At 66.4% G+C, this 17,076-nt stretch carries 17 protein-coding genes; 9 read left to right on the top strand and 8 right to left on the bottom strand.

What is annotated here, in order from left to right:
• The first annotated feature begins 38 nt into the window (after positions 1-38).
• The 7 genes from tcuA to NWF24_RS11745 all read left to right on the top strand — a co-directional run bounded on the left by tcuA (position 39) and on the right by NWF24_RS11745 (position 8,896).
• Complete coding sequence (gene tcuA, locus NWF24_RS11775) at positions 39-1,466, top strand: FAD-dependent tricarballylate dehydrogenase TcuA (protein WP_258354324.1); 1,428 nt, start codon at positions 39-41, stop codon at positions 1,464-1,466.
• Positions 1,450-2,679, top strand: coding sequence for a tricarballylate utilization 4Fe-4S protein TcuB (gene tcuB / locus NWF24_RS11770; RefSeq protein WP_375338450.1), 1,230 nt, complete (start codon positions 1,450-1,452; stop codon positions 2,677-2,679). The genes tcuA and tcuB overlap by 17 nt, the downstream gene beginning before the upstream one ends.
• A 29-nt stretch (positions 2,680-2,708) precedes the next feature.
• Positions 2,709-3,497, top strand: a complete 789-nt coding sequence (locus tag NWF24_RS11765) for a class II aldolase/adducin family protein (RefSeq protein ID WP_258354323.1) — start codon at positions 2,709-2,711, stop codon at positions 3,495-3,497.
• Between the two features lie 26 nt (positions 3,498-3,523).
• Positions 3,524-4,507: a Bug family tripartite tricarboxylate transporter substrate binding protein gene (locus NWF24_RS11760; RefSeq protein WP_258354322.1), complete on the top strand. Its 984-nt coding sequence runs from the start codon at positions 3,524-3,526 to the stop codon at positions 4,505-4,507.
• The gene (locus NWF24_RS11755) at positions 4,504-5,481 is read left to right on the top strand and encodes a D-2-hydroxyacid dehydrogenase (RefSeq protein WP_258354321.1); all 978 of its coding nucleotides are present in this window, start codon (positions 4,504-4,506) and stop codon (positions 5,479-5,481) included. Before NWF24_RS11760 ends, NWF24_RS11755 begins: the two co-directional genes overlap by 4 nt.
• Positions 5,482-5,533: 52 nt before the next feature.
• Complete coding sequence (locus tag NWF24_RS11750; RefSeq protein ID WP_375338449.1) at positions 5,534-6,523, top strand: tripartite tricarboxylate transporter substrate binding protein; 990 nt, start codon at positions 5,534-5,536, stop codon at positions 6,521-6,523.
• An 87-nt stretch (positions 6,524-6,610) separates the two neighbouring features.
• Positions 6,611-8,896, top strand: a complete 2,286-nt coding sequence (locus tag NWF24_RS11745; protein WP_258354320.1) for a glycoside hydrolase family 3 N-terminal domain-containing protein — start codon at positions 6,611-6,613, stop codon at positions 8,894-8,896.
• Positions 8,897-8,924: 28 nt separating this feature from the next.
• Here NWF24_RS11745 and NWF24_RS11740 read toward each other — a convergent pair whose 3' ends face one another.
• A complete protein-coding gene (locus tag NWF24_RS11740) occupies positions 8,925-9,302 on the bottom strand; it encodes a hypothetical protein (protein ID WP_258354319.1) in 378 nt (125 codons plus the stop codon).
• A gap of 187 nt (positions 9,303-9,489) precedes the next feature.
• Between NWF24_RS11740 and NWF24_RS11735 the strand changes: the two genes are divergently transcribed.
• Together NWF24_RS11735 and NWF24_RS11730 are read left to right on the top strand one after the other, a co-directional pair.
• On the top strand, positions 9,490-10,173 hold the full coding sequence (locus NWF24_RS11735; RefSeq protein WP_258354318.1) for a class I SAM-dependent methyltransferase: 684 nt from the start codon (positions 9,490-9,492) through the stop codon (positions 10,171-10,173).
• A 63-nt stretch (positions 10,174-10,236) separates the two neighbouring features.
• Positions 10,237-10,545 (top strand): hypothetical protein, encoded by a 309-nt coding sequence (locus tag NWF24_RS11730; RefSeq protein ID WP_258354317.1) that lies wholly within the window; start codon positions 10,237-10,239, stop codon positions 10,543-10,545.
• A 3-nt stretch (positions 10,546-10,548) separates the two neighbouring features.
• On the opposite strand, the gene NWF24_RS11725 is transcribed toward NWF24_RS11730, so the two are convergent.
• From NWF24_RS11725 to urtC, 7 genes are all read right to left on the bottom strand, one after another.
• Positions 10,549-11,844 carry an aspartate carbamoyltransferase gene (locus NWF24_RS11725; RefSeq protein WP_093055863.1) on the bottom strand — a complete coding sequence of 432 codons (1,296 nt, stop codon included), beginning with the start codon at positions 11,842-11,844 and terminating at the stop codon, positions 10,549-10,551.
• Positions 11,845-11,967: 123 nt separating this feature from the next.
• Positions 11,968-12,318: an alpha/beta hydrolase gene (locus NWF24_RS11720; protein ID WP_093055861.1), complete on the bottom strand. Its 351-nt coding sequence runs from the start codon at positions 12,316-12,318 to the stop codon at positions 11,968-11,970.
• Between the two features lie 157 nt (positions 12,319-12,475).
• Positions 12,476-12,817 carry a zinc ribbon domain-containing protein gene (locus NWF24_RS11715; protein ID WP_258354316.1) on the bottom strand — a complete coding sequence of 114 codons (342 nt, stop codon included), beginning with the start codon at positions 12,815-12,817 and terminating at the stop codon, positions 12,476-12,478.
• Between the two features lie 14 nt (positions 12,818-12,831).
• Positions 12,832-14,064 carry a formamidase gene (gene fmdA, locus NWF24_RS11710; protein ID WP_093055859.1) on the bottom strand — a complete coding sequence of 411 codons (1,233 nt, stop codon included), beginning with the start codon at positions 14,062-14,064 and terminating at the stop codon, positions 12,832-12,834.
• A gap of 40 nt (positions 14,065-14,104) precedes the next feature.
• On the bottom strand, positions 14,105-14,794 hold the full coding sequence (urtE, locus tag NWF24_RS11705; RefSeq protein WP_093075114.1) for an urea ABC transporter ATP-binding subunit UrtE: 690 nt from the start codon (positions 14,792-14,794) through the stop codon (positions 14,105-14,107).
• A gap of 305 nt (positions 14,795-15,099) precedes the next feature.
• On the bottom strand, positions 15,100-15,843 hold the full coding sequence (gene urtD / locus NWF24_RS11700) for an urea ABC transporter ATP-binding protein UrtD (RefSeq protein ID WP_093073602.1): 744 nt from the start codon (positions 15,841-15,843) through the stop codon (positions 15,100-15,102).
• Between the two features lie 13 nt (positions 15,844-15,856).
• Positions 15,857-17,053: an urea ABC transporter permease subunit UrtC gene (urtC, locus tag NWF24_RS11695; protein WP_258354315.1), complete on the bottom strand. Its 1,197-nt coding sequence runs from the start codon at positions 17,051-17,053 to the stop codon at positions 15,857-15,859.
• Positions 17,054-17,076: the final 23 nt, after the last annotated feature.

Raw genomic sequence — 17,076 nt, 5'->3', positions numbered from 1 at the left:
CCTGCCTAGAGTCTCCCGTATTCCAAGGAGACCCACGAGTGATAGACGTACTGGTTGTCGGTGGCGGCAATGCCGCGCTGTGCGCCGCCCTGATGGCACGCGAGGCAGGCGCCTCGGTGCTGCTGCTCGAAGCCTCGCCCAAGGCATGGCGCGGCGGCAATTCGCAGCACACGCGCAACCTGCGCTGCATGCACGACGCCCCGCAGGACGTGCTGATAGAGGCCTACCCTGAAGAGGAATACTGGCAAGACCTGCTGAAGGTGACCGGTGGCCTCACCGACGAGCATCTGGCGCGCCTCGTAATTCGCGCCTCGTCGAACTGCCGCGACTGGATGCGCAGCCACGGCGTGCACTTCCAACCGCCGCTGTCGGGCGCGCTGCATGTGGCGCGCACCAACGCCTTCTTCATGGGTGGCGGCAAGGCGCTGGTGAACGCCTATTTCCGCAGCGCCGAACGGCTGGGCGTACAGATCCGCTACGACACGCCTGTGGCCTCGGTCGAGCTCGACGGCGACCGCTTCGTGGCCGTGCGCACCGAGGCCGGCGAGCGCATCGAAGCGAAGAGCTGCGTGCTGGCCGCCGGCGGCTTCGAGTCGAACCGCGAATGGCTGCGCGAAGCCTGGGGCCAGAACGAGCGCGGCGAATGGCCGGCCGACAACTTCCTGATTCGCGGCACGCGCTTCAACCAGGGCGTGCTGCTGAAGCACATGATCGAGGCGGGCGCAGACAGCATCGGCGATCCGTCGCAGGGCCACATGGTGGCCATCGACGCGCGCGCGCCGCTGTACGACGGCGGCATCTGCACGCGCATCGACTGCGTGTCGCTCGGCGTGGTCGTCAACCGCGAGGCGAAGCGCTTCTACGACGAGGGAGAAGACTTCTGGCCCAAGCGCTACGCCATCTGGGGCCGACTCGTCGCGCAGCAGCCGGGGCAGATCGCCTGGTCGGTCATCGACCAGAAGGCGGTCGGGCGCTTCATGCCACCGGTGTTTCCAGGCACGCAGGCGAGCACGCTCGGCGAACTGGCACGCAAGATCGGCCTCGACGAAGCCACCTTCGTGCGCACGGTGGAGGACTACAACGCCGCCTGCCGCGTGGGCCGCTTCGACCACACCGCCCTCGACGACTGCCACACCGAGGGCCTGGCGCCCGCCAAGACGCACTGGGCGCGCCCCATCGACACAGCGCCCTTTTACGCCTACCCCGTGCGCCCCGGCATCACCTTCACCTACCTCGGCCTGAAGGTTGACGAAACAGCGGCCGTGCGCTTCGGCGGCCGGGCCAGCCCGAACCTGTTCGTGGCCGGCGAAATGATGGCCGGCAACGTGCTCGGAAAGGGCTACACGGCGGGAGTCGGCATGAGCATCGGCACGGCCTTCGGGCGCATCGCCGGCACGCAGGCTGCGAACGCGGCAAAGAACCTTTCGAAGAAATCCCCGGAGACAGCCCTTGCAGCAGCTCACTGATCTCGTCGCACGCGCCCGTGCGGATGCCGACGGCATCGGTGGCGGTGCCACGTCGCGCGTGATCCCTATCCAGCCCGCCCTTCCGTTGACCGCGAGCGAAGGCGAAGTCGCGCGCATCCTGCAGATCTGCAACGCCTGCCGCTACTGCGAAGGCTTCTGCGCCGTGTTCCCAGCCATGACGCGCCGCCTCGAATTCGGCAAGGCCGACACGCACTACCTCGCCAATCTGTGCCACAACTGCGGCGCCTGCCTGCACGCCTGCCAATACGCGCCGCCACACGAGTTCGCGGTGAACGTGCCGCAGGCGATGGCGCAGGTGCGCATGCAGACGTACCACGACTACGCCTGGCCGCCTGCGATGGGTGCGCTGTACCAGCGCGCGGGCCTCACGGTTGCGCTCGCTCTGGCCGGTGGGCTCGCGCTCTTCCTGGTGCTTGCTGTGGCAATGTCGGGCTCGTTGCTGCACGAGCCGCTCGCGGGCAATTTCTACGCGATCTTTCCGCACAACTTTCTCGCGCTGGTGTTCGGCGCGGTGTTTCTCTTCGTGATGTTCGCGCTGGCCATGGGCGTGCGGCGCTTCTGGCGCGAGGTATCGCCGTCGCGCGACAACGTGCCCGCCGAGGTAACCGACGTACGCAACGCAGCCAGCGCCGAAGCCGCACACGACGCGCTGCGCCTGAAGTACCTGGGCGGGGGCCACGGCGAAGGCTGCAACAACGAAGACGACCGCTTCACCCTGTGGCGCCGGCGCTTCCACCACTTCACCTTCTACGGCTTCATGCTGTGCTTCGCCTCGACCTGCGTGGCCACGCTGTACCACTACCTGTTCAGCCTGCATGCGCCCTATGCGCTCACCAGCCTGCCGGTGCTGCTGGGCACCGCGGGCGGCATCGGCCTGGTGGTGGGCCCGGTCGGCCTGCTGTGGCTGAACCTGCGGCGCAACCCGGCGCACGGCGACGTGGCGCAGCGGCCCATGGACCGCGGTTTCATCGCGCTGCTGCTGCTCACCAGCCTCACCGGCCTTGCGCTGCTGGCGTGGCGCGACACGCCCTTCATGGCATTGCTGCTGGCGGTGCACCTGGGCGTGGTGATGGCGCTGTTTCTCACCCTGCCCTACGGCAAGTTCGCGCACGGCATCTTCCGCTCGGCCGCCTTGCTGAAGTTCGCCATCGAGAAGCGCCTGCCCAGCCGCCTGCAGCTTGGCGCCGACTGAATGAACCCCATGCATCCGAAGGAAACCTCATGACACGACCCGGCGTACTCCAGATTCCCTCCATGAAGGGCCGATGCTCCGAAGCCGAATGGCAGGCCCGCATCGACCTCGCTGCCTGCTACCGGCTGGTAGACCTCTACGGCATGTCCGACATGATGGCCAACCACATCTCCTCGCACGTGCCGGGTGAGAAAGGCGCCTTCCTCATCAACCCCTACGGAATGATGTACGAGGAGATCACCGCCTCCAGCCTCATCAAGGTCGACCAGGACGGCAACATCCTCTCGAAGCCCGACTTCGGCGAGCTGGACTACGGCATCAACAAGGCCGGCTACGTGATCCACAGCGCCGTGCACGCCGCGCGGCCCGACGTGGCCTGCGTGATCCACACGCACAGCTGGGCGTCGATGGCGGTGTCGTCGCTCGAATGCGGTCTGCTGCCGCTCACGCAGACCGCCATGCGCTTCCTGAAGATCGGCTACCACGACTACCAGGGCGTGGTGCTGAACACCGAGGAGCAGGCCTCGCTGCTGGCCGACCTGGGCGACCGCGAGGCCGTGATCTTCCGCAACCACGGCGCACTGGTGGTGGGCCGCAGCGTGGGCGAGGCCTTCAACTGGATGCATCGGCTCGAGCTGGCCTGCCGCGCGCAGATCGGCGCGATGTCTTGCAACACGCCGCTGCAGGCGGTGCCGAAGCACGTCCTCGAGGAGACCTGGAACAACTACCAGCCCGGCACGCGTCGGCCCTACGGCCTCATGGAATGGCCGGCGCTGCTGCGCAAGCTCGACCGGATGGACCCGGGCTTTCGCGACTGATTGATCACCCCCACGAGAACACAACAATGACACGAGACAAGCCTTCTTCCCGCTTCTTGCAAAAGCTCTTCTGCGCCACGGCACTCCTGGCCGCCGGGCTCAGTGCCACCGCACAGACGGCCTACCCGAGCAAGCCCGTGCGCGTGGTCGTCGCCTTCACCGCCGGCGGCACCACCGACATCCTCGCGCGCGCCGTCACGCAGCACATGTCGGAAAAACTCAAGCAGTCCTTCATCATCGACAACAAGCCCGGTGGCGGCGGCAACATCGGCACCGAGTTCGTGGTGCGCGCACCGGCCGACGGCTACACGCTGATCGTCAACTCGGTCGGCCCGATGGCCGTCAATCAGACGCTCTACAAGAACCTGCCCTATGACCCGCTCACCGACCTTGTGCCGGTGGTGCAGATCGCAGACGTGCCCAACGTGCTGGTGGTCAACCCCGAAGTGCCCGCGAAGACGCTGGAAGAATTCATCGCCTACGCCAAGGCCAACCCCAACAGGCTGAACTACGGCTCCACCGGCGTCGGCACCTCGTCGCACCTGTCGAGCTACATGCTCAGCAAGCGCATCGGGGCCGAGACGCTGCACGTGCCCTACAAGGGCGCTAACGCGCTCAACGACCTGCTCGCGGGCCGCGTGCAATTCATGTTCGCGACCATTCCATCGGTCATCGCGCACATCAAGGCGGGCAAGCTCCGGGCCATTGCGGTGAGCAGCCAGAAGCGCTCGCGCTCGCTGCCCGACGTACCGACCGTGGCCGAGAAGGGCTTCCCCGATTTCTCCGCCGGCTCGTGGTTCGGCTTCTTCGCGCCCAAAGGCACGCCAGCCCCGGTGATCGCGCTGCTCAACAAGTCGGTGAACGAGGCGCTGCCCTCGCTCGAGGCGCAGATGATCCGCGAGGGCGCCGACCCGGTGGGCGGCACACCCGAGCAGTTCGGCAAGTTCACGCGCCAGGAGTACGAGAAGTGGAAGGCGATCGTGCGCGAATCGGGTGCGACGGCCGAATGAGCTCGCCGCTGCGCATCTTGATGACGTCGCAAGCCTCGGCGCAGACGGCGCCCGGCCTGCCCGCGGCGCTCGGCGACCGCACCCACGTGGTGGTGAACCCGGGCGACGACGCCGACGTGGCTTTTGTCTCGCGCGACGTCACCGGCCTGTCGACCAAGCACGAGGTGCTGCCGCACACGCAGGCCTTTCACGACGCAATGCGCCACGCGCCCTCGCTGCGTTGGGTGCACGCGCATTCCGCGGGCGCCGACCGGCCGGTGTACGGCGAGCTGCGGGCGCGCGGCGTGGAGGTCACGACCTCGTCGGGCGCCAACGCCGGCGTGGTCGTGCAGACCGCGCTGGCAGGCGTGCTGATGCTGGCACGGCAGTTTCCACAGCTGCTGGCCGCGCAACGCGCACGCACTTGGTCGCCGCTCATGGGCAGTGGCCTGCCGCGCGATCTTGCCGGGCAGACTGCCGTCATCGTCGGCTGGGGTCCGATCGGGCAAGGGCTCGGCGCGCTGCTCGCGGCGCTGGGCCTGCGCGTCGTTTCCGTGCGCGGCAGCGAGGCCCCGGCGGCCGCGCCGGCCCACGAGAGCGTGAGCTACGAGCGGCTGCACACGGTCCTGCCGCAGGCCGATTGGCTGCTGCTGGCCTGCCCGCTGAGCGATCGCACGCGCGGCCTTGTCGATGCAGCGGCGCTGGCTCGCATGCCCGCTGGTGCGCGGCTCGTGAACATCTCGCGCGGCGAGGTGGTCGACGAGCCTGCGCTCATCGATGCATTGCGCAGCGGCGCGCTGGCCGGCGCGTATCTCGACGTGTTCGCGCACGAGCCCCTGCCGGCCGACTCGCCGCTGTGGAGCCTGCCGAACGTGATCGTCACGCCCCACAGCGCCGGCCATTCGGACGGCAACGAAGCGCGCGTGGCCGCGATCTTTCTCGACAACCTGCGGCGCTGGGTACGCAACCAGCCGCTGCTGAACCGCGTGGCGTGAAGCGCGCGCTCTTTTCAATAACCAATAACAACGACCCCACGACATCCAGACCATGAAATCCGCTCTTCCACGCCCCTCGACTTTTCTGCGCGCCGGCATGGCCGCCCTGCTGCTGGCCACCGCCGCGGCTTCTTCCAGCGCGGCCGACTGGCCCGCCAAGCCCATCACCCTTGTCGTGCCCTTCGTGGCGGGCGGCACCACTGACATCGTCGCGCGCACCGTGGGCCAGAAGCTGTCGGAATCGCTCAAGCAGCCGGTCATCATCGACAACCGCGGCGGCGCGGGCGGCACCGTGGGCGCGGCCATCGCGTCGAAGGCGCCGGCCGACGGCTACACGCTGTTCCTGGCGACCATCGCGCATTCGATTGCGCCGGGCCTCTACAAGCGCCTGCCCTACGACTTCCAGCGCGACTTCGACCCCGTGGCGCTGGTAGCGTCCACGCCCAACGTGCTGATCGTGAACGAGAAGGTGCCCGTGAAATCGGTGGCCGAACTCGTCGCCTACATCAAGGCCAACCCGGGCAAGGTCAACTACGGCTCGGCGGGCAACGGCAGCACGGAGCACATCTCGGGGGAGCTGTTCCGCTCGATGACGAAGACCGACATCGTGCACGTGCCCTACAAGGGCGGCGCGCCGATGATGGCCGACCTGATGGGCGGGCAGATCCAGATGGCCATCGAGACCAGCCCCTCGGCCGCACCGCATATCCGCGCCGGCAAGGTGCAGGCGCTGGCCGTGACCACGAAGATGCGCTCGCCCGCCTACCCGGGCGTGCCCACGCTCGACGAGGCCGGCCTCAAGGGCTACGACATGACCACATGGTTCGCGCTCATGGCGCCGCACGGCACGCCGCCCGAGCTGGTGCAGCGCCTGAACACCGAGGTGTCGCGCGTGCTGCAGCAGCCCGATGTGGTCAAGCGCTTCGAGGAACAGGGCGTGACGGCCGGCAACATGAAGCCGGCCGAGCTTGCGACGTTCATCGGCAGCGAGACAACGAAATGGGTGAAGGTGGCGAAGGATTCGGGCGCCACCGCCGAGTAAGCACGGCCCAGCTATCGGAGAAGGCCTACGGCCAGCGCGGAAACCCGCTGAACAGGGGCAGCGGCGTTATCTGGAGAATAGGAGGCCATGCGCATCAGAACCCCGGCTTCCCTTCTCGCTCCCGCCTCCGCCCTTCTCTCCCTCGCGCTCCTGCTTCCCCCTGCATCCGCCGCCCCTGCCGCGGCAGATGCGGCGCTGACGCCCGAAGCCCGCATCGAGGCCCTCATCGCCCGCATGACAGTGCAGGAGAAGGCCGGCCAGCTCACTCTGTACGGCCCCGCCGACATCGACACCCCCAACAACCCCCAGGCCGGTTGGCGCAATGCGCAGCAGGAGACTGCCGACGTGCGCGCCGGCCGCCTCACCGGCCTGTTCAACAACGCCGGCCTCGAAGGCAAGCGGCGGCTGCAGCAGATTGCGGTGAACGAGTCGCGCCTGGGCATTCCGCTGATCTTCGGCGCGGACGTGATCCACGGCTTTCGCACCATGTTCCCGATGCCGCTGGCCGAGGCCTCCAGCTGGGAGCCCGACCTGGCCGAGCGCACCGCGCGCGCCGCAGCGGTCGAGGCCACGGCCGACGGCTTCCGCTGGACCTTCGCGCCCATGGTCGACATCGCGCGCGACGCACGCTGGGGCCGCGGCCTCGAAGGCGCTGGCGAAGACGTGTACCTCTCGCGGCAGTTCGCAGCCGCCCGCGTGCGCGGCTTCCAGGGCCCAGACCTTTCCCGGCCCGACGCGATGCTGGCCACGCCCAAGCACTTCGCGGCCTACGGCGCGGGCGAAGGCGGGCTCGACTACAACGTGAGCGACATCTCGCAGCAGACGCTGCGCGAGGTGTACCTGCCGCCGTTCCGCGCGGCGCTGGACGCCGGTGCGCTCTCGGTCATGAGCGCCTTCAACGAAATCGGCGGCGTGCCCTCCACCGCCAACCACTCGCTGCTTACGGGCGTGCTGCGCGACGAATGGAAGTTCCAGGGCTTCGTCGTCTCCGACTACACGGCCGACGAAGAACTCGTGGAGCACGGCTACGCCGCCAACCCACGCGAGGCTGCCAAGCAGGCCTTCATGGCCGGCACCGACGTGAGCATGCAGAGCGGCCTGTACATGCGCTACCTGCCCGACCTCGTGGCTTCGGGCGAAGTACCGATAGAGCGGCTCGACGAGGCCGTGCGCCGCGTGCTGCGCGTCAAGCAGAAGCTGGGCCTGTTCGACGACCCGATGCACGGCCTCGACGGCCCACCCGCCTCGCAGCGCCCCGAGAACCCCGAATTCATCGAGTTGGCCCGCGAGAGCGCGCGCCGCTCCATCGTGATGCTGAAGAACGAGCGCATGCTGCTGCCGCTGCCCAAGGCCGGCACGAAGATCGCACTCATCGGCCCCTTCGCCGAGGGCACCGTCGACCTGATGGGTGCGTGGAGCCTGTTCCCCGGACAGTCGGGGCCGGTGGGCATCGACCAGGGCCTGCGCGCGGCGCTGGGCCCCAACTCATCGGTGAACGTGGTGCGCGGCTCGGGCATCGAGTCGCAGCTGTCCGGCGGCATCGACGCCGCGGTGGCGGCCGCGCGCGATGCCGACGTGGTGGTGCTGGCCATCGGCGAGAGCGAGAAGATGTCGGGCGAGGCTCGCTCGCGCAGCGACATCGGGCTGCCGCAGGCGCAGCAGGACCTGGCCGAGGCCGTGGCCGCCACTGGCAAGCCCGTGATCGTGCTGCTGAGCAACGGCCGCGCGATGGCGCTGAAGGGCGCGGTGCGCAATGCGCGCGCCATCCTCGTCACGTGGTTCCTCGGCGTGCAGACCGGCAACGCGATCGCCGACGTCGTGTTCGGCGACTTCAACCCCTCAGGCCGCCTGCCCGTGAGCTTTCCGCAAACGGCCGGCCAGGTGCCCTACTACTACGCCCACAAGCGCACCGGGCGTCCATCACCCGAGAACGCGCCCAACACGTCATTCAAGACGCGCTACCTGGACGCAACGAACGAGGCGCTCTACCCCTTCGGCTTCGGCATCGGCTATTCACCGGTGCGCTACGACAACGTCGAGCTGAGCACGGAGCGGCTGCCGACGTCGGGCACGCTGCGCGTGCGCGCCACCGTCACCAACACCGGCCAGCGCGATGCGGAGGAAGTGGTGCAGCTCTACATCGGCCAGCGCGCGGCCAGCGTGACGCGGCCGGTGCGCGAGCTGAAGAGCTTTCGCAAGATCGGCATCGCGCCGGGAGCTTCAGCGGTCGTCGAATTCACGCTCACGGCCGATGACCTGGCGTTCATCGGCCGTGACATGAAGCCGACCGTCGAACCCGGCGAGTTCGACCTGTGGGTGGCGCCTTCGGCCGCGAGCGGCATCCGCAGGCGCTTCGTGCTCACGCGCGATTGACGCCGGGCGCACGATGCGCCGCTGCAGCTCAGTAGGTGGTCGCGCCAGTTGTGTTGGTGGCGTGTGTCATCGGCGCATCCGGCTGGTTCGCAGAAGCCACCGGTGGCTGCACCTGCGATTCCAGAACTTCCGTCGGATGGATGCCGGTGTTCGCGCGAATCGCCTCGGCCTGCACCTGCGCGCGGTCGGCGCCCGACACGGGCGCCTGCACCTGCGATTCCAGAACTTCCGTTGCGTGAATGCCGTTGTTGGCGCGCACGGCGTCGTCGACCACCGCATCGCGCGACTGGGTCGAATGCGAGATCTGCGGATAGTCGGGATCGGCCAGCCCGCCAGCATGCGCGAACGATGTCAGCACCAGCGCGGGCACGGCTGCGATGCAAAGGGTTGCGATACGAAATCTCATGGTTGTCTCCTTGAGTGATGACGATGAATTCACTCTAAGACGCGGTACTTACCAGGCTGTGAGAGGCCGCTTACGCAGCAGTGAGAGTTTGCTTAGATGAGCGTGAGAAGGCGCGAAGCCGGCCAGGGCGCATACTGGCCCACCTTTGCTGCACCGGGGCCTCGCACGCGAGACCCTGCTCCCTTCGATGCCGGGCTATCTACTCAAGCTGGAGCGCATCGCCATCGCGGGTGCCGACGACCTCGTCATCCAGTCGTTGCTCGATCGGCAGCAGTTCTCCGACCCCTCGGGTGCGGCAGCCGCGCAGGGCATCTCTTCCGCCTCATGGCCAATGTTCGGGCTGCTGTGGCCCTCGGGCGCTCAACTGGCCGCGCGCATGGCGTTGCACCCCGTGGTGCTGGGCGCGCGCGTGCTCGAGATCGGCTGCGGCCTCGCGCTCGCAAGCCTGGTCGGCCATCGGCGCGGCAACGACATGACGGCGAGCGACTGCCACCCGCTCGCTAGCGGCTTCCTGCTGGAGAACCTTCGGCTGAACGCCTTGCCGCCCATGAAATACAGGCGCGGCCATTGGGGCATGCAGGAGACCGGGGCCGACGGCGACGTGCACGGCCTGTTCGACCTCGTGATCGGCAGCGACCTGCTGTACGAGCGCGATGCGGAAGGCCTGCTCGCCGCCTTCATCGCCCGCCATACCAGCCCCGCCGCCGAGGTGTGGATCGTCGACCCGGACCGGGGCAACCGGTCGGCGTTCAACAGGCAGATGGCGGACGAAGGCTTCGGCATGTGCGAGGAGCGGTTGGATCAACTCGCAACCGTGAGCCGGGTGGCATACAGGGGGCGATTGCTGACGTATCGGCGTGCGGCTGCTTGAGGCTCTATATTCGGCCGCTTCTGAATCGGAAGGCTGCCTTGTGGAGACAACGAGCGCCAGAGCATGACGATCACGCCTAACCACCCCCTGCCCATCGACCACTTCCTCGACCTCGTGTCCGACACGCTAGTCAACAGCTACTGCTTTCGATCGACCGGCCGTGTGACCGCGACGATCGGCAAGAAGAACGGCCCTCTGGCCGGGCCGCTGTTCGACTACCGCGTGATATCCGACGACAGCGTCGAGATCGTTCATTCGAGCGGACACATCGAACGGTGGACAGGCATCCGCGTCGAGGGCGATCTTCTGCACGTCGAACGCGACGGCCAGACCCAGACCTTCACGATCAGGAAGGCCGCGCGCTCTTGCTGAGCCTCAATCGAGCCCGTGAAACACACTGTCGTCCGGCCCGATGTGCGAGGGCGGCGTCCAGGCTGCGTCACGCATCGAGCGGCTCACGAGCTTTTCCACGCCCAGCAGCGTGGCGAAGATGGCCATGCGCACCGGGATGCCGTTGTCGGTCTGGCGGAAGATGGCCAGGCGCGGGTCGTTGTTCAGGTCGACGCTCAGGTCGTGCGAACCGGGGCGGCCATCGCGTGGCAGCGGATGCATCACCACCACTTCGGGCTTGCAGGCTGATTCGATAAGTGCGCGGTTGATCTCGAACGCGTTGTCGAAGCCCTCCAGCACTTCGTCGTTCGCGAAGCGCTCTTTCTGGATGCGCGTGGCGTAGATGATGTCCGCGCCGGCCAGCGCCTGCGCAGGCGTGGCCGCGGTCTCGACGACGTGGCCGTTGCGGCTGACGGCCTCCACGATTTCCGCCGGCATTGCGAGCGACGGCGGCGAGATCAGCGTGAACTTCAGGCCGCGATACAGCGCGAGCAGCTTGATGAGCGAGTGCACGGTGCGCCCGTACTTCAGGTCGCCGACCATCGCGATGTGCGCGCCGTCGACCAGCTTGCCCAGGCGCGAGAACTCGCGCTGGATGGTGTACAGGTCGAGCAGCGCCTGGCTGGGATGCTCGCCCGGGCCATCGCCGCCGTTGATGACCGGCACGTTGGTGGCGCGTGCGAATTCGGCGACCGAGCCCTGCTCCGGATGGCGCACCACGATCGCATCGGCATAGCCGCTGATGACGCGGCTGGTGTCGTAGATCGATTCGCCCTTGGCCATCGACGAGAAGGTGAAGCCAGTGGTGTCGCACACCGAGCCGCCCAGCCGGCAGAACGCCGCGCCGAAGCTCACGCGGGTGCGCGTGCTGGCCTCGAAGAACAGATTGGCCAGCACTGCCCCTTCGAGCACGCGGCTGACCTTGCGGCGGCGCGCGATGGGCTGCATGACGTCGGCCAGCTGGAACAGCTCATCGATGGCGTCGCGGTTGAACTGGCTGACCGACAGCAGGTGGTGCGAACCCTCGGTGGCCAAGGCCTGCCGCAAGGCACCTTCATGTGCGCTTTGCGTATATTCACTGCGCCGGCCGTCCGAAGCCAGGATTTCGCTGACAAAGCGTCGCGCGACTTCGGGCATGGCCCTGAATTCGTTGGATTCGTCGGGCAGGAGCCAGGCGTCGAGCGCCCTTCTCCGGCTGCCGATGCGCTCTGCGAATGCATCGCGCGTCATGTTGAGTTGACGCATCGCGTCGCGGAGGAGCACCTGTTGCGGCATGTTCATGGGCCGCGAATATATACTCAATGCGTATATTTTGACAACAACCACAAAGCGATCGGCCATGAAAAAACGGGCCCGAGGGCCCGTTCTTTCTTTTGCGACACCCGAAGGTGTCGTGGTCGGCGCTTACAGGCCAGCTTGGCGCGTGAACGACACGCTGGGCTTCTTGTAGGCAGCCGGCACTTCGTCGCGGTAGAACGCGCGGCGGTCGAGGCTGGCGAACGGGTCATGGGCCTTGGCAACGGCTTCGGCTTGCACGGTCGCGCGGTTGGCGGTCGAGGTGAAGGCTTGTGCGCCAGCGCCCGAGGCATCGCTGTATTCGTTGCCAGCACGAGCGGCGGCAACGGCTTGCGGTGCAACTTCAGCGCGGGTCACAGAAGAGTTCACGACGTGCACGCCGTCGTAGGTTTCTGCGTGGGCTCCGGCAGCAGCCAGGAGCGAGAGGGCAGCAGCGGCGAGGATCTTCGAGGCATTCATTTCAATCTCCTTCAGGTGATGGGTTGGTGAGGAGAAGTTTGATCCTGAAGAGCCCTGAAAAACGCCGTCGAAATGAACCACGGCGTTCACAGGATTGAAACAATCAGGGCCTTGAAAAGAAGCCGGTCAATAGGGGTTGCCCCATGAAACAGCAGCCTCAGTGGCTGATCATCCACGGCCGCCGCGAAGGCGCAGACTTGGCCCCGTTGGGCGCCGTCACCGTCGCACCCCGCTTGCCCGAACTGCAGCAGCCGCAGCCCGCCGGGTGCTTGAAGCGCGCGTAGTCGCGCGAACTGCCGGGCTCATGCCGCGCGCGCTCGTTGGTTTCCATGGCGCGGCGCGTGCCCGAGGCCATCAGTGCGAGCCGCGGTGCGGCCGAAAGTACGCGCGGCGAGGCGCACCCGCAATCGGGGCACACGGCGGGCTCGTCGCGCAGGCCCGAGGGCCGCAGCGCTTCGAAGCCACCGCACTGGCCGCAGGCGTAGTCGTAGGTGGGCATGGCGTGGCTGTCTTTCAACGCAGGTCGTGCGACAGCGGCATGCTGATGCTGCCGTCGATCATCTTCACCGGGCCCGAGGCGTTCGGGTTGATGTCGAAGTCGAAGATGCCCGTGGGCAGCCACAGCGTGGCGCAAGAGTTGGGCACGTCGACCACGCCACTGATGTGGCCCTGCACTGGCGCCGTGCCAAGAATCGAATAGGCCTGCGCGCCCGAGTAGCCGAACTTCTTCAGGTACTCGATGGCGTTCAGGCAGGCCTGGCGGTAGGCCACGTTCACGTCGAGGTAGTGCTGCTTGCCGCTCTCGTCGACCGAGATGCCTTCGAAGATCAGGTAGTCGTTGTATTGCGGCGTGATCGGGCTGGGCTTGAAGATCGGGTTCTTGATGCCGTACTTGGCCATGCCGCCCTTGATGAGCGTGACCTTCATGTGCACCCAGCCAGCCATTTCGATGGCGCCGCAGAAGGTGATTTCGCCGTCGCCCTGGCTGAAGTGCAGGTCGCCCACGCTCAGGCCCGCGCCGTCGACGTACACCGGGAAGAACACCTTCGAGCCACGCGACAGGTCCTTGATGTCGCAGTTGCCGCCGTGCTCGCGCGGGGGCACGGTGCGCGCACCCTCGGCAGCGGCTTTCGCCCTCGCCTCGCCAGTCATCTTGCCCATGTGGGCGGTGCCGGCGAACGGCGGATTGGCAAGGCCGGGCACGCGATCGGGGTCGGTGGCAATGAGCGCCTTCTCGCGCTCGTTCCACATGTCGAGCATGGGCTTGTCGGGCAGGCAGCCGATCAGGCCGGGGTGGATCAGCCCCGCGAAGTTCACGCCCGGAATGTGGCGCGAGCTGGTGAACATGCCCTTGAAGTCCCAGATCGATTTCTGCGCTTCGGGAAAGTGGTCGGTGAGAAAGCCTCCGCCGTTCTTCTTGGAGAAAAATCCGTTGAAGCCCCAGAGGCTGTCCTGCTTGGCGCCGATGTCGAGCAGGTCGACCACCAGCAGGTCGCCGGGCTCGGCGCCCTTCACGCCCACGGGGCCCGAGAGGTAATGCACTGTGCTCAGGTCGATGTCGCGCACGTCGTCGGCGCTGTCGTTGTTCTTGATGAAGCCGCCGGTCCAGTCGAAGGTCTCGAGGATGAAGTCGTCGCCCGGGTTGACCCAGCAGGCCATCGGAATGTCCGGGTGCCAGCGGTTGTGAATCAACTCGTTCTCGGTGGGCGACTTGGTCAGATCGACCTTGATCAGCGTGTCCGTCATTTGCAGTGGCTCCTGGTTGGGTTGTGGTTGAACGGAAAGATCAAACGGAGAGGTAGGCTTTGATGTGGTCCACATCGGTCTTGTCGCGCGCGGTCTCGTGCACGAGGCGTCCGCCTTCGATCACGAAGAGCCGATCAGCTACATCCATCGCGAAGCTGAGCACCTGCTCGGACACGACGATGGTGATGCCGCGCAGCTTGCGGATCTCGTTGAGTGCCTTGGCGATGTCCTTGATGATCGAAGGCTGGATACCTTCGGTGGGCTCGTCGAGCAGCAGCACCTTGGGGTCGGTGACGAGGGCGCGTGCAATGGCAAGCTGCTGTTGCTGGCCGCCCGAGAGGTTGCCGCCCTTGCGGCTCTTCATGTCCCACAGCACGGGGAACAGCGCGTAGATCTCTTCGGGGATGCGGCGGGTCTTCGAGTTCTCGAGCCCGGTCTGGATGTTCTCCTCCACCGTCAGCGTCGGAAAGATCATCCGGCCCTGCGGCACGTAGGCGATGCCCTTGGCCACGCGGCGAAAGCTCTCGTCGCGCGACACGTCTTGCCCCGCCACTTCGATGCGCCCGCTCTTCAACGGCAGCACGCCCATCAAGCTCTTGAACAGCGTGGTCTTGCCCATGCCGTTGCGGCCCATGATGGCGATGGTTTCGTTGGCATGGCCCTCGAAGGAGATGCCGTGCAAGGCCTCGCTCTGGCCGTAGGCTACGTGCAGGTCTTCGACCTTCAGCATGATGTTGCTCATATCTTTGGACTCCGGGAGGTTGTGTTCGGGGTGCTTGCACAGGCCATCGGGTACTCCCCTCCGCGAATGTCCCCCGGGCTTCGCCCTCCTCCTTTATTTCGCTGCGGGGAGCACCCGACGCCCTGTGCACGATGGACGCTCTGCTCGTGCGAGCCGTTCGACCGCTGCGCTTCACGATCACGACGACGGGGTGCCTTGCGCAGCGAAATAAAGGAGGAGGCCGAAGGCCGGGGGACATTCGCGGAGCAAGGTACCCCGTCGTCGTGAGCGAGCCCTGAACGACAGCGCTTCATCTAGTGCCCCAGATAAACATCGATGACCTTGGGATCGGCCTGCACCTTCTCCATAGGCCCTTCGGCAAGGATCTTTCCCTGGTGCATCACGGTGACCTTGTGCGCGATCTGCTTCACGAAAGCCATGTCGTGCTCGATGACGATCACCGCGCGGTTCTGGCAGATGCGCTTGAGCAAGTCGGCCGTGAGCTCTCGTTCGCGCGCGCTCATGCCGGCGATGGGCTCGTCGAGCATCAGCAGCTCGGGCTCCTGCATCAGCAGCATGCCAATCTCGAGCCACTGCTTCTGGCCGTGGCTCAGCAGACCGGCCTCTGTGTCGAGGCGGTCGGCCAGGCCGATCTCTTCGGCAATCGCCTGCACCTTGGCCTTGACCTCGTCGTCGCACTTGAAAGCCAGCGCGCCGAACACCGAGCGTCCCTTCGGGAACGACACCTCCAGGTTCTGGAACACGCTGAGGTTCTCGTAGATGGACGGTGTCTGGAACTTGCGGCCGATGCCCAGCCGCACGCGCTTGTGCTCGGCCATCTTCGTGAGCTCGGTGTTCTTGAACTTGATGCTGCCGGCGCTTGCGCGCGTCTTGCCGCAGATCAGGTCGAGCAGCGTGGTCTTGCCTGCTCCGTTGGGGCCGATGATCACGCGCAGTTCGTTGCGGTCGATGTACAGCGTGAGGTCGTCGATGGCCTTGAAGCCGTCGAAGGAGACGGTGAGGTCTTCCACGGCGAGCGCGAAGTCGGTGTTGCTCATAGGGTGTTCCGGTTCAGGCGCGCTGGCTGCCGACGCCTTCGGGCAGCGTGGGTTCGGGTTGTGATGCGGCGGTCGGCGCCACGGGTGCAGTTGCAACTGGTGGCGGCTTGACGGCCGCATCGCGCAGCGCCTGCCGGCGCGACTTCCACCAAGGCCGGATCTTTTCTTCCCACACTCCGGCAAGCCCCATCGGGAAGGCCATGGTCACGCCGATGAAGAGACCGGCCATCAGGAACAGCCACAGGTCCGGAAAGCTTTCAGAGAACAGCGTCTTGCCCGCATTCACCAGCAGCGCGCCGTACACCGCGCCCACCAGGCTCATGCGCCCGCCCACAGCGCAGAAGATCACCATCTCGATGGACGGCACGATGCCCACGAAGCTCGGCGACATGAAGCCCACCTGCAGCGCGAACATCGCACCGCCAATGCCCGAGAGCCCCGCGGCCAGGCAGAAGATGAAGACCTTGAAGTTCGACACGTCGTAGCCCGAGAAGCGCACGCGATCTTCCTTGTCGCGCATGGCCAGCAGCAGCGTGCCCAGCTTGCTGGTCTGCACCCAGCGGCACAGCAGGATGCTTGCCACCAGAAGGCCGACGCAAACGTAATACAGCACGTACTTGGCGCCGTCGGTGCGCGTGTCCCAGCCCAGCATCGTCTTCAGGTCGGTCATGCCGTTCACGCCGCCCGTGTAGCCCTGCTGGCCGATGATGAGCACGGTGCAGATCAGTGCCACTGCCTGCGTGATGATCGCGAAGTACACCCCGCCCACGCGCCGCTTGAACATCGCGAAACTCACGAGCCATGCCAGCGCCATCGGCGCCAGCACCACCAGCGCAAGGCTCAGCGGCAGGCTCTTGAAGGGCAGCCACAGCGTGGGCAGCTCGGTGATCTGGTTCCAGTCCATGAAGTCCGGAATACCGGGCGTCGACTGGATCTTGGTCGTGATGGGGTCGGAGGCTTCGAGCTTGAGGAACATCGCCATCGCATACCCGCCGATGCCGAAGAACACGCCCTGCCCCAAACTCAGCACGCCGCCGTAGCCCCACACCATGACGAGGCCCACGGCCACGAAAGCGTAAGTGAGGTACTTGCCCACGAGGTTGAGGCGGAAGATGTCGAGCGACAGCGGCAGCACCACCGCGAGCAGCAGCACCAGGAGCAGCAGGCTGCCGAGCTGGTAGCGCTGGATCGAGGCCTTGATGAAATTCATCGGAACGTTCTCCAGGAGGGAAT

It is taken from the genome of Variovorax paradoxus, from assembly GCF_024734665.1.
GTDB lineage: Bacteria > Pseudomonadota > Gammaproteobacteria > Burkholderiales > Burkholderiaceae_C > Variovorax.
This window is presented reverse-complemented; position numbering and strand designations above follow the sequence as displayed.

Excerpts from the sequence above, each read along its gene's own strand:
- NWF24_RS11765 (WP_258354323.1), top strand. The coding sequence starts at position 2,709 with ATGACACGACCCGGCGTACTCCAGATTCCCTCCATGAAGGGCCGATGC.
- NWF24_RS11760 (WP_258354322.1), top strand. The coding sequence starts at position 3,524 with ATGACACGAGACAAGCCTTCTTCCCGCTTCTTGCAAAAGCTCTTCTGC.
- NWF24_RS11755 (WP_258354321.1), top strand. The coding sequence starts at position 4,504 with ATGAGCTCGCCGCTGCGCATCTTGATGACGTCGCAAGCCTCGGCGCAG.
- NWF24_RS11750 (WP_375338449.1), top strand. The coding sequence starts at position 5,534 with ATGAAATCCGCTCTTCCACGCCCCTCGACTTTTCTGCGCGCCGGCATG.
- NWF24_RS11745 (WP_258354320.1), top strand. The coding sequence starts at position 6,611 with ATGCGCATCAGAACCCCGGCTTCCCTTCTCGCTCCCGCCTCCGCCCTT.
- NWF24_RS11740 (WP_258354319.1), bottom strand. The coding sequence starts at position 9,302 with ATGAGATTTCGTATCGCAACCCTTTGCATCGCAGCCGTGCCCGCGCTG.
- NWF24_RS11735 (WP_258354318.1), top strand. The coding sequence starts at position 9,490 with ATGCCGGGCTATCTACTCAAGCTGGAGCGCATCGCCATCGCGGGTGCC.
- NWF24_RS11730 (WP_258354317.1), top strand. The coding sequence starts at position 10,237 with ATGACGATCACGCCTAACCACCCCCTGCCCATCGACCACTTCCTCGAC.
- NWF24_RS11725 (WP_093055863.1), bottom strand. The coding sequence starts at position 11,844 with ATGAACATGCCGCAACAGGTGCTCCTCCGCGACGCGATGCGTCAACTC.
- NWF24_RS11720 (WP_093055861.1), bottom strand. The coding sequence starts at position 12,318 with ATGAATGCCTCGAAGATCCTCGCCGCTGCTGCCCTCTCGCTCCTGGCT.
- NWF24_RS11715 (WP_258354316.1), bottom strand. The coding sequence starts at position 12,817 with ATGCCCACCTACGACTACGCCTGCGGCCAGTGCGGTGGCTTCGAAGCG.
- fmdA (WP_093055859.1), bottom strand. The coding sequence starts at position 14,064 with ATGACGGACACGCTGATCAAGGTCGATCTGACCAAGTCGCCCACCGAG.
- urtE (WP_093075114.1), bottom strand. The coding sequence starts at position 14,794 with ATGCTGAAGGTCGAAGACCTGCACGTAGCCTACGGCCAGAGCGAGGCC.
- urtD (WP_093073602.1), bottom strand. The coding sequence starts at position 15,843 with ATGAGCAACACCGACTTCGCGCTCGCCGTGGAAGACCTCACCGTCTCC.
- urtC (WP_258354315.1), bottom strand. The coding sequence starts at position 17,053 with ATGAATTTCATCAAGGCCTCGATCCAGCGCTACCAGCTCGGCAGCCTG.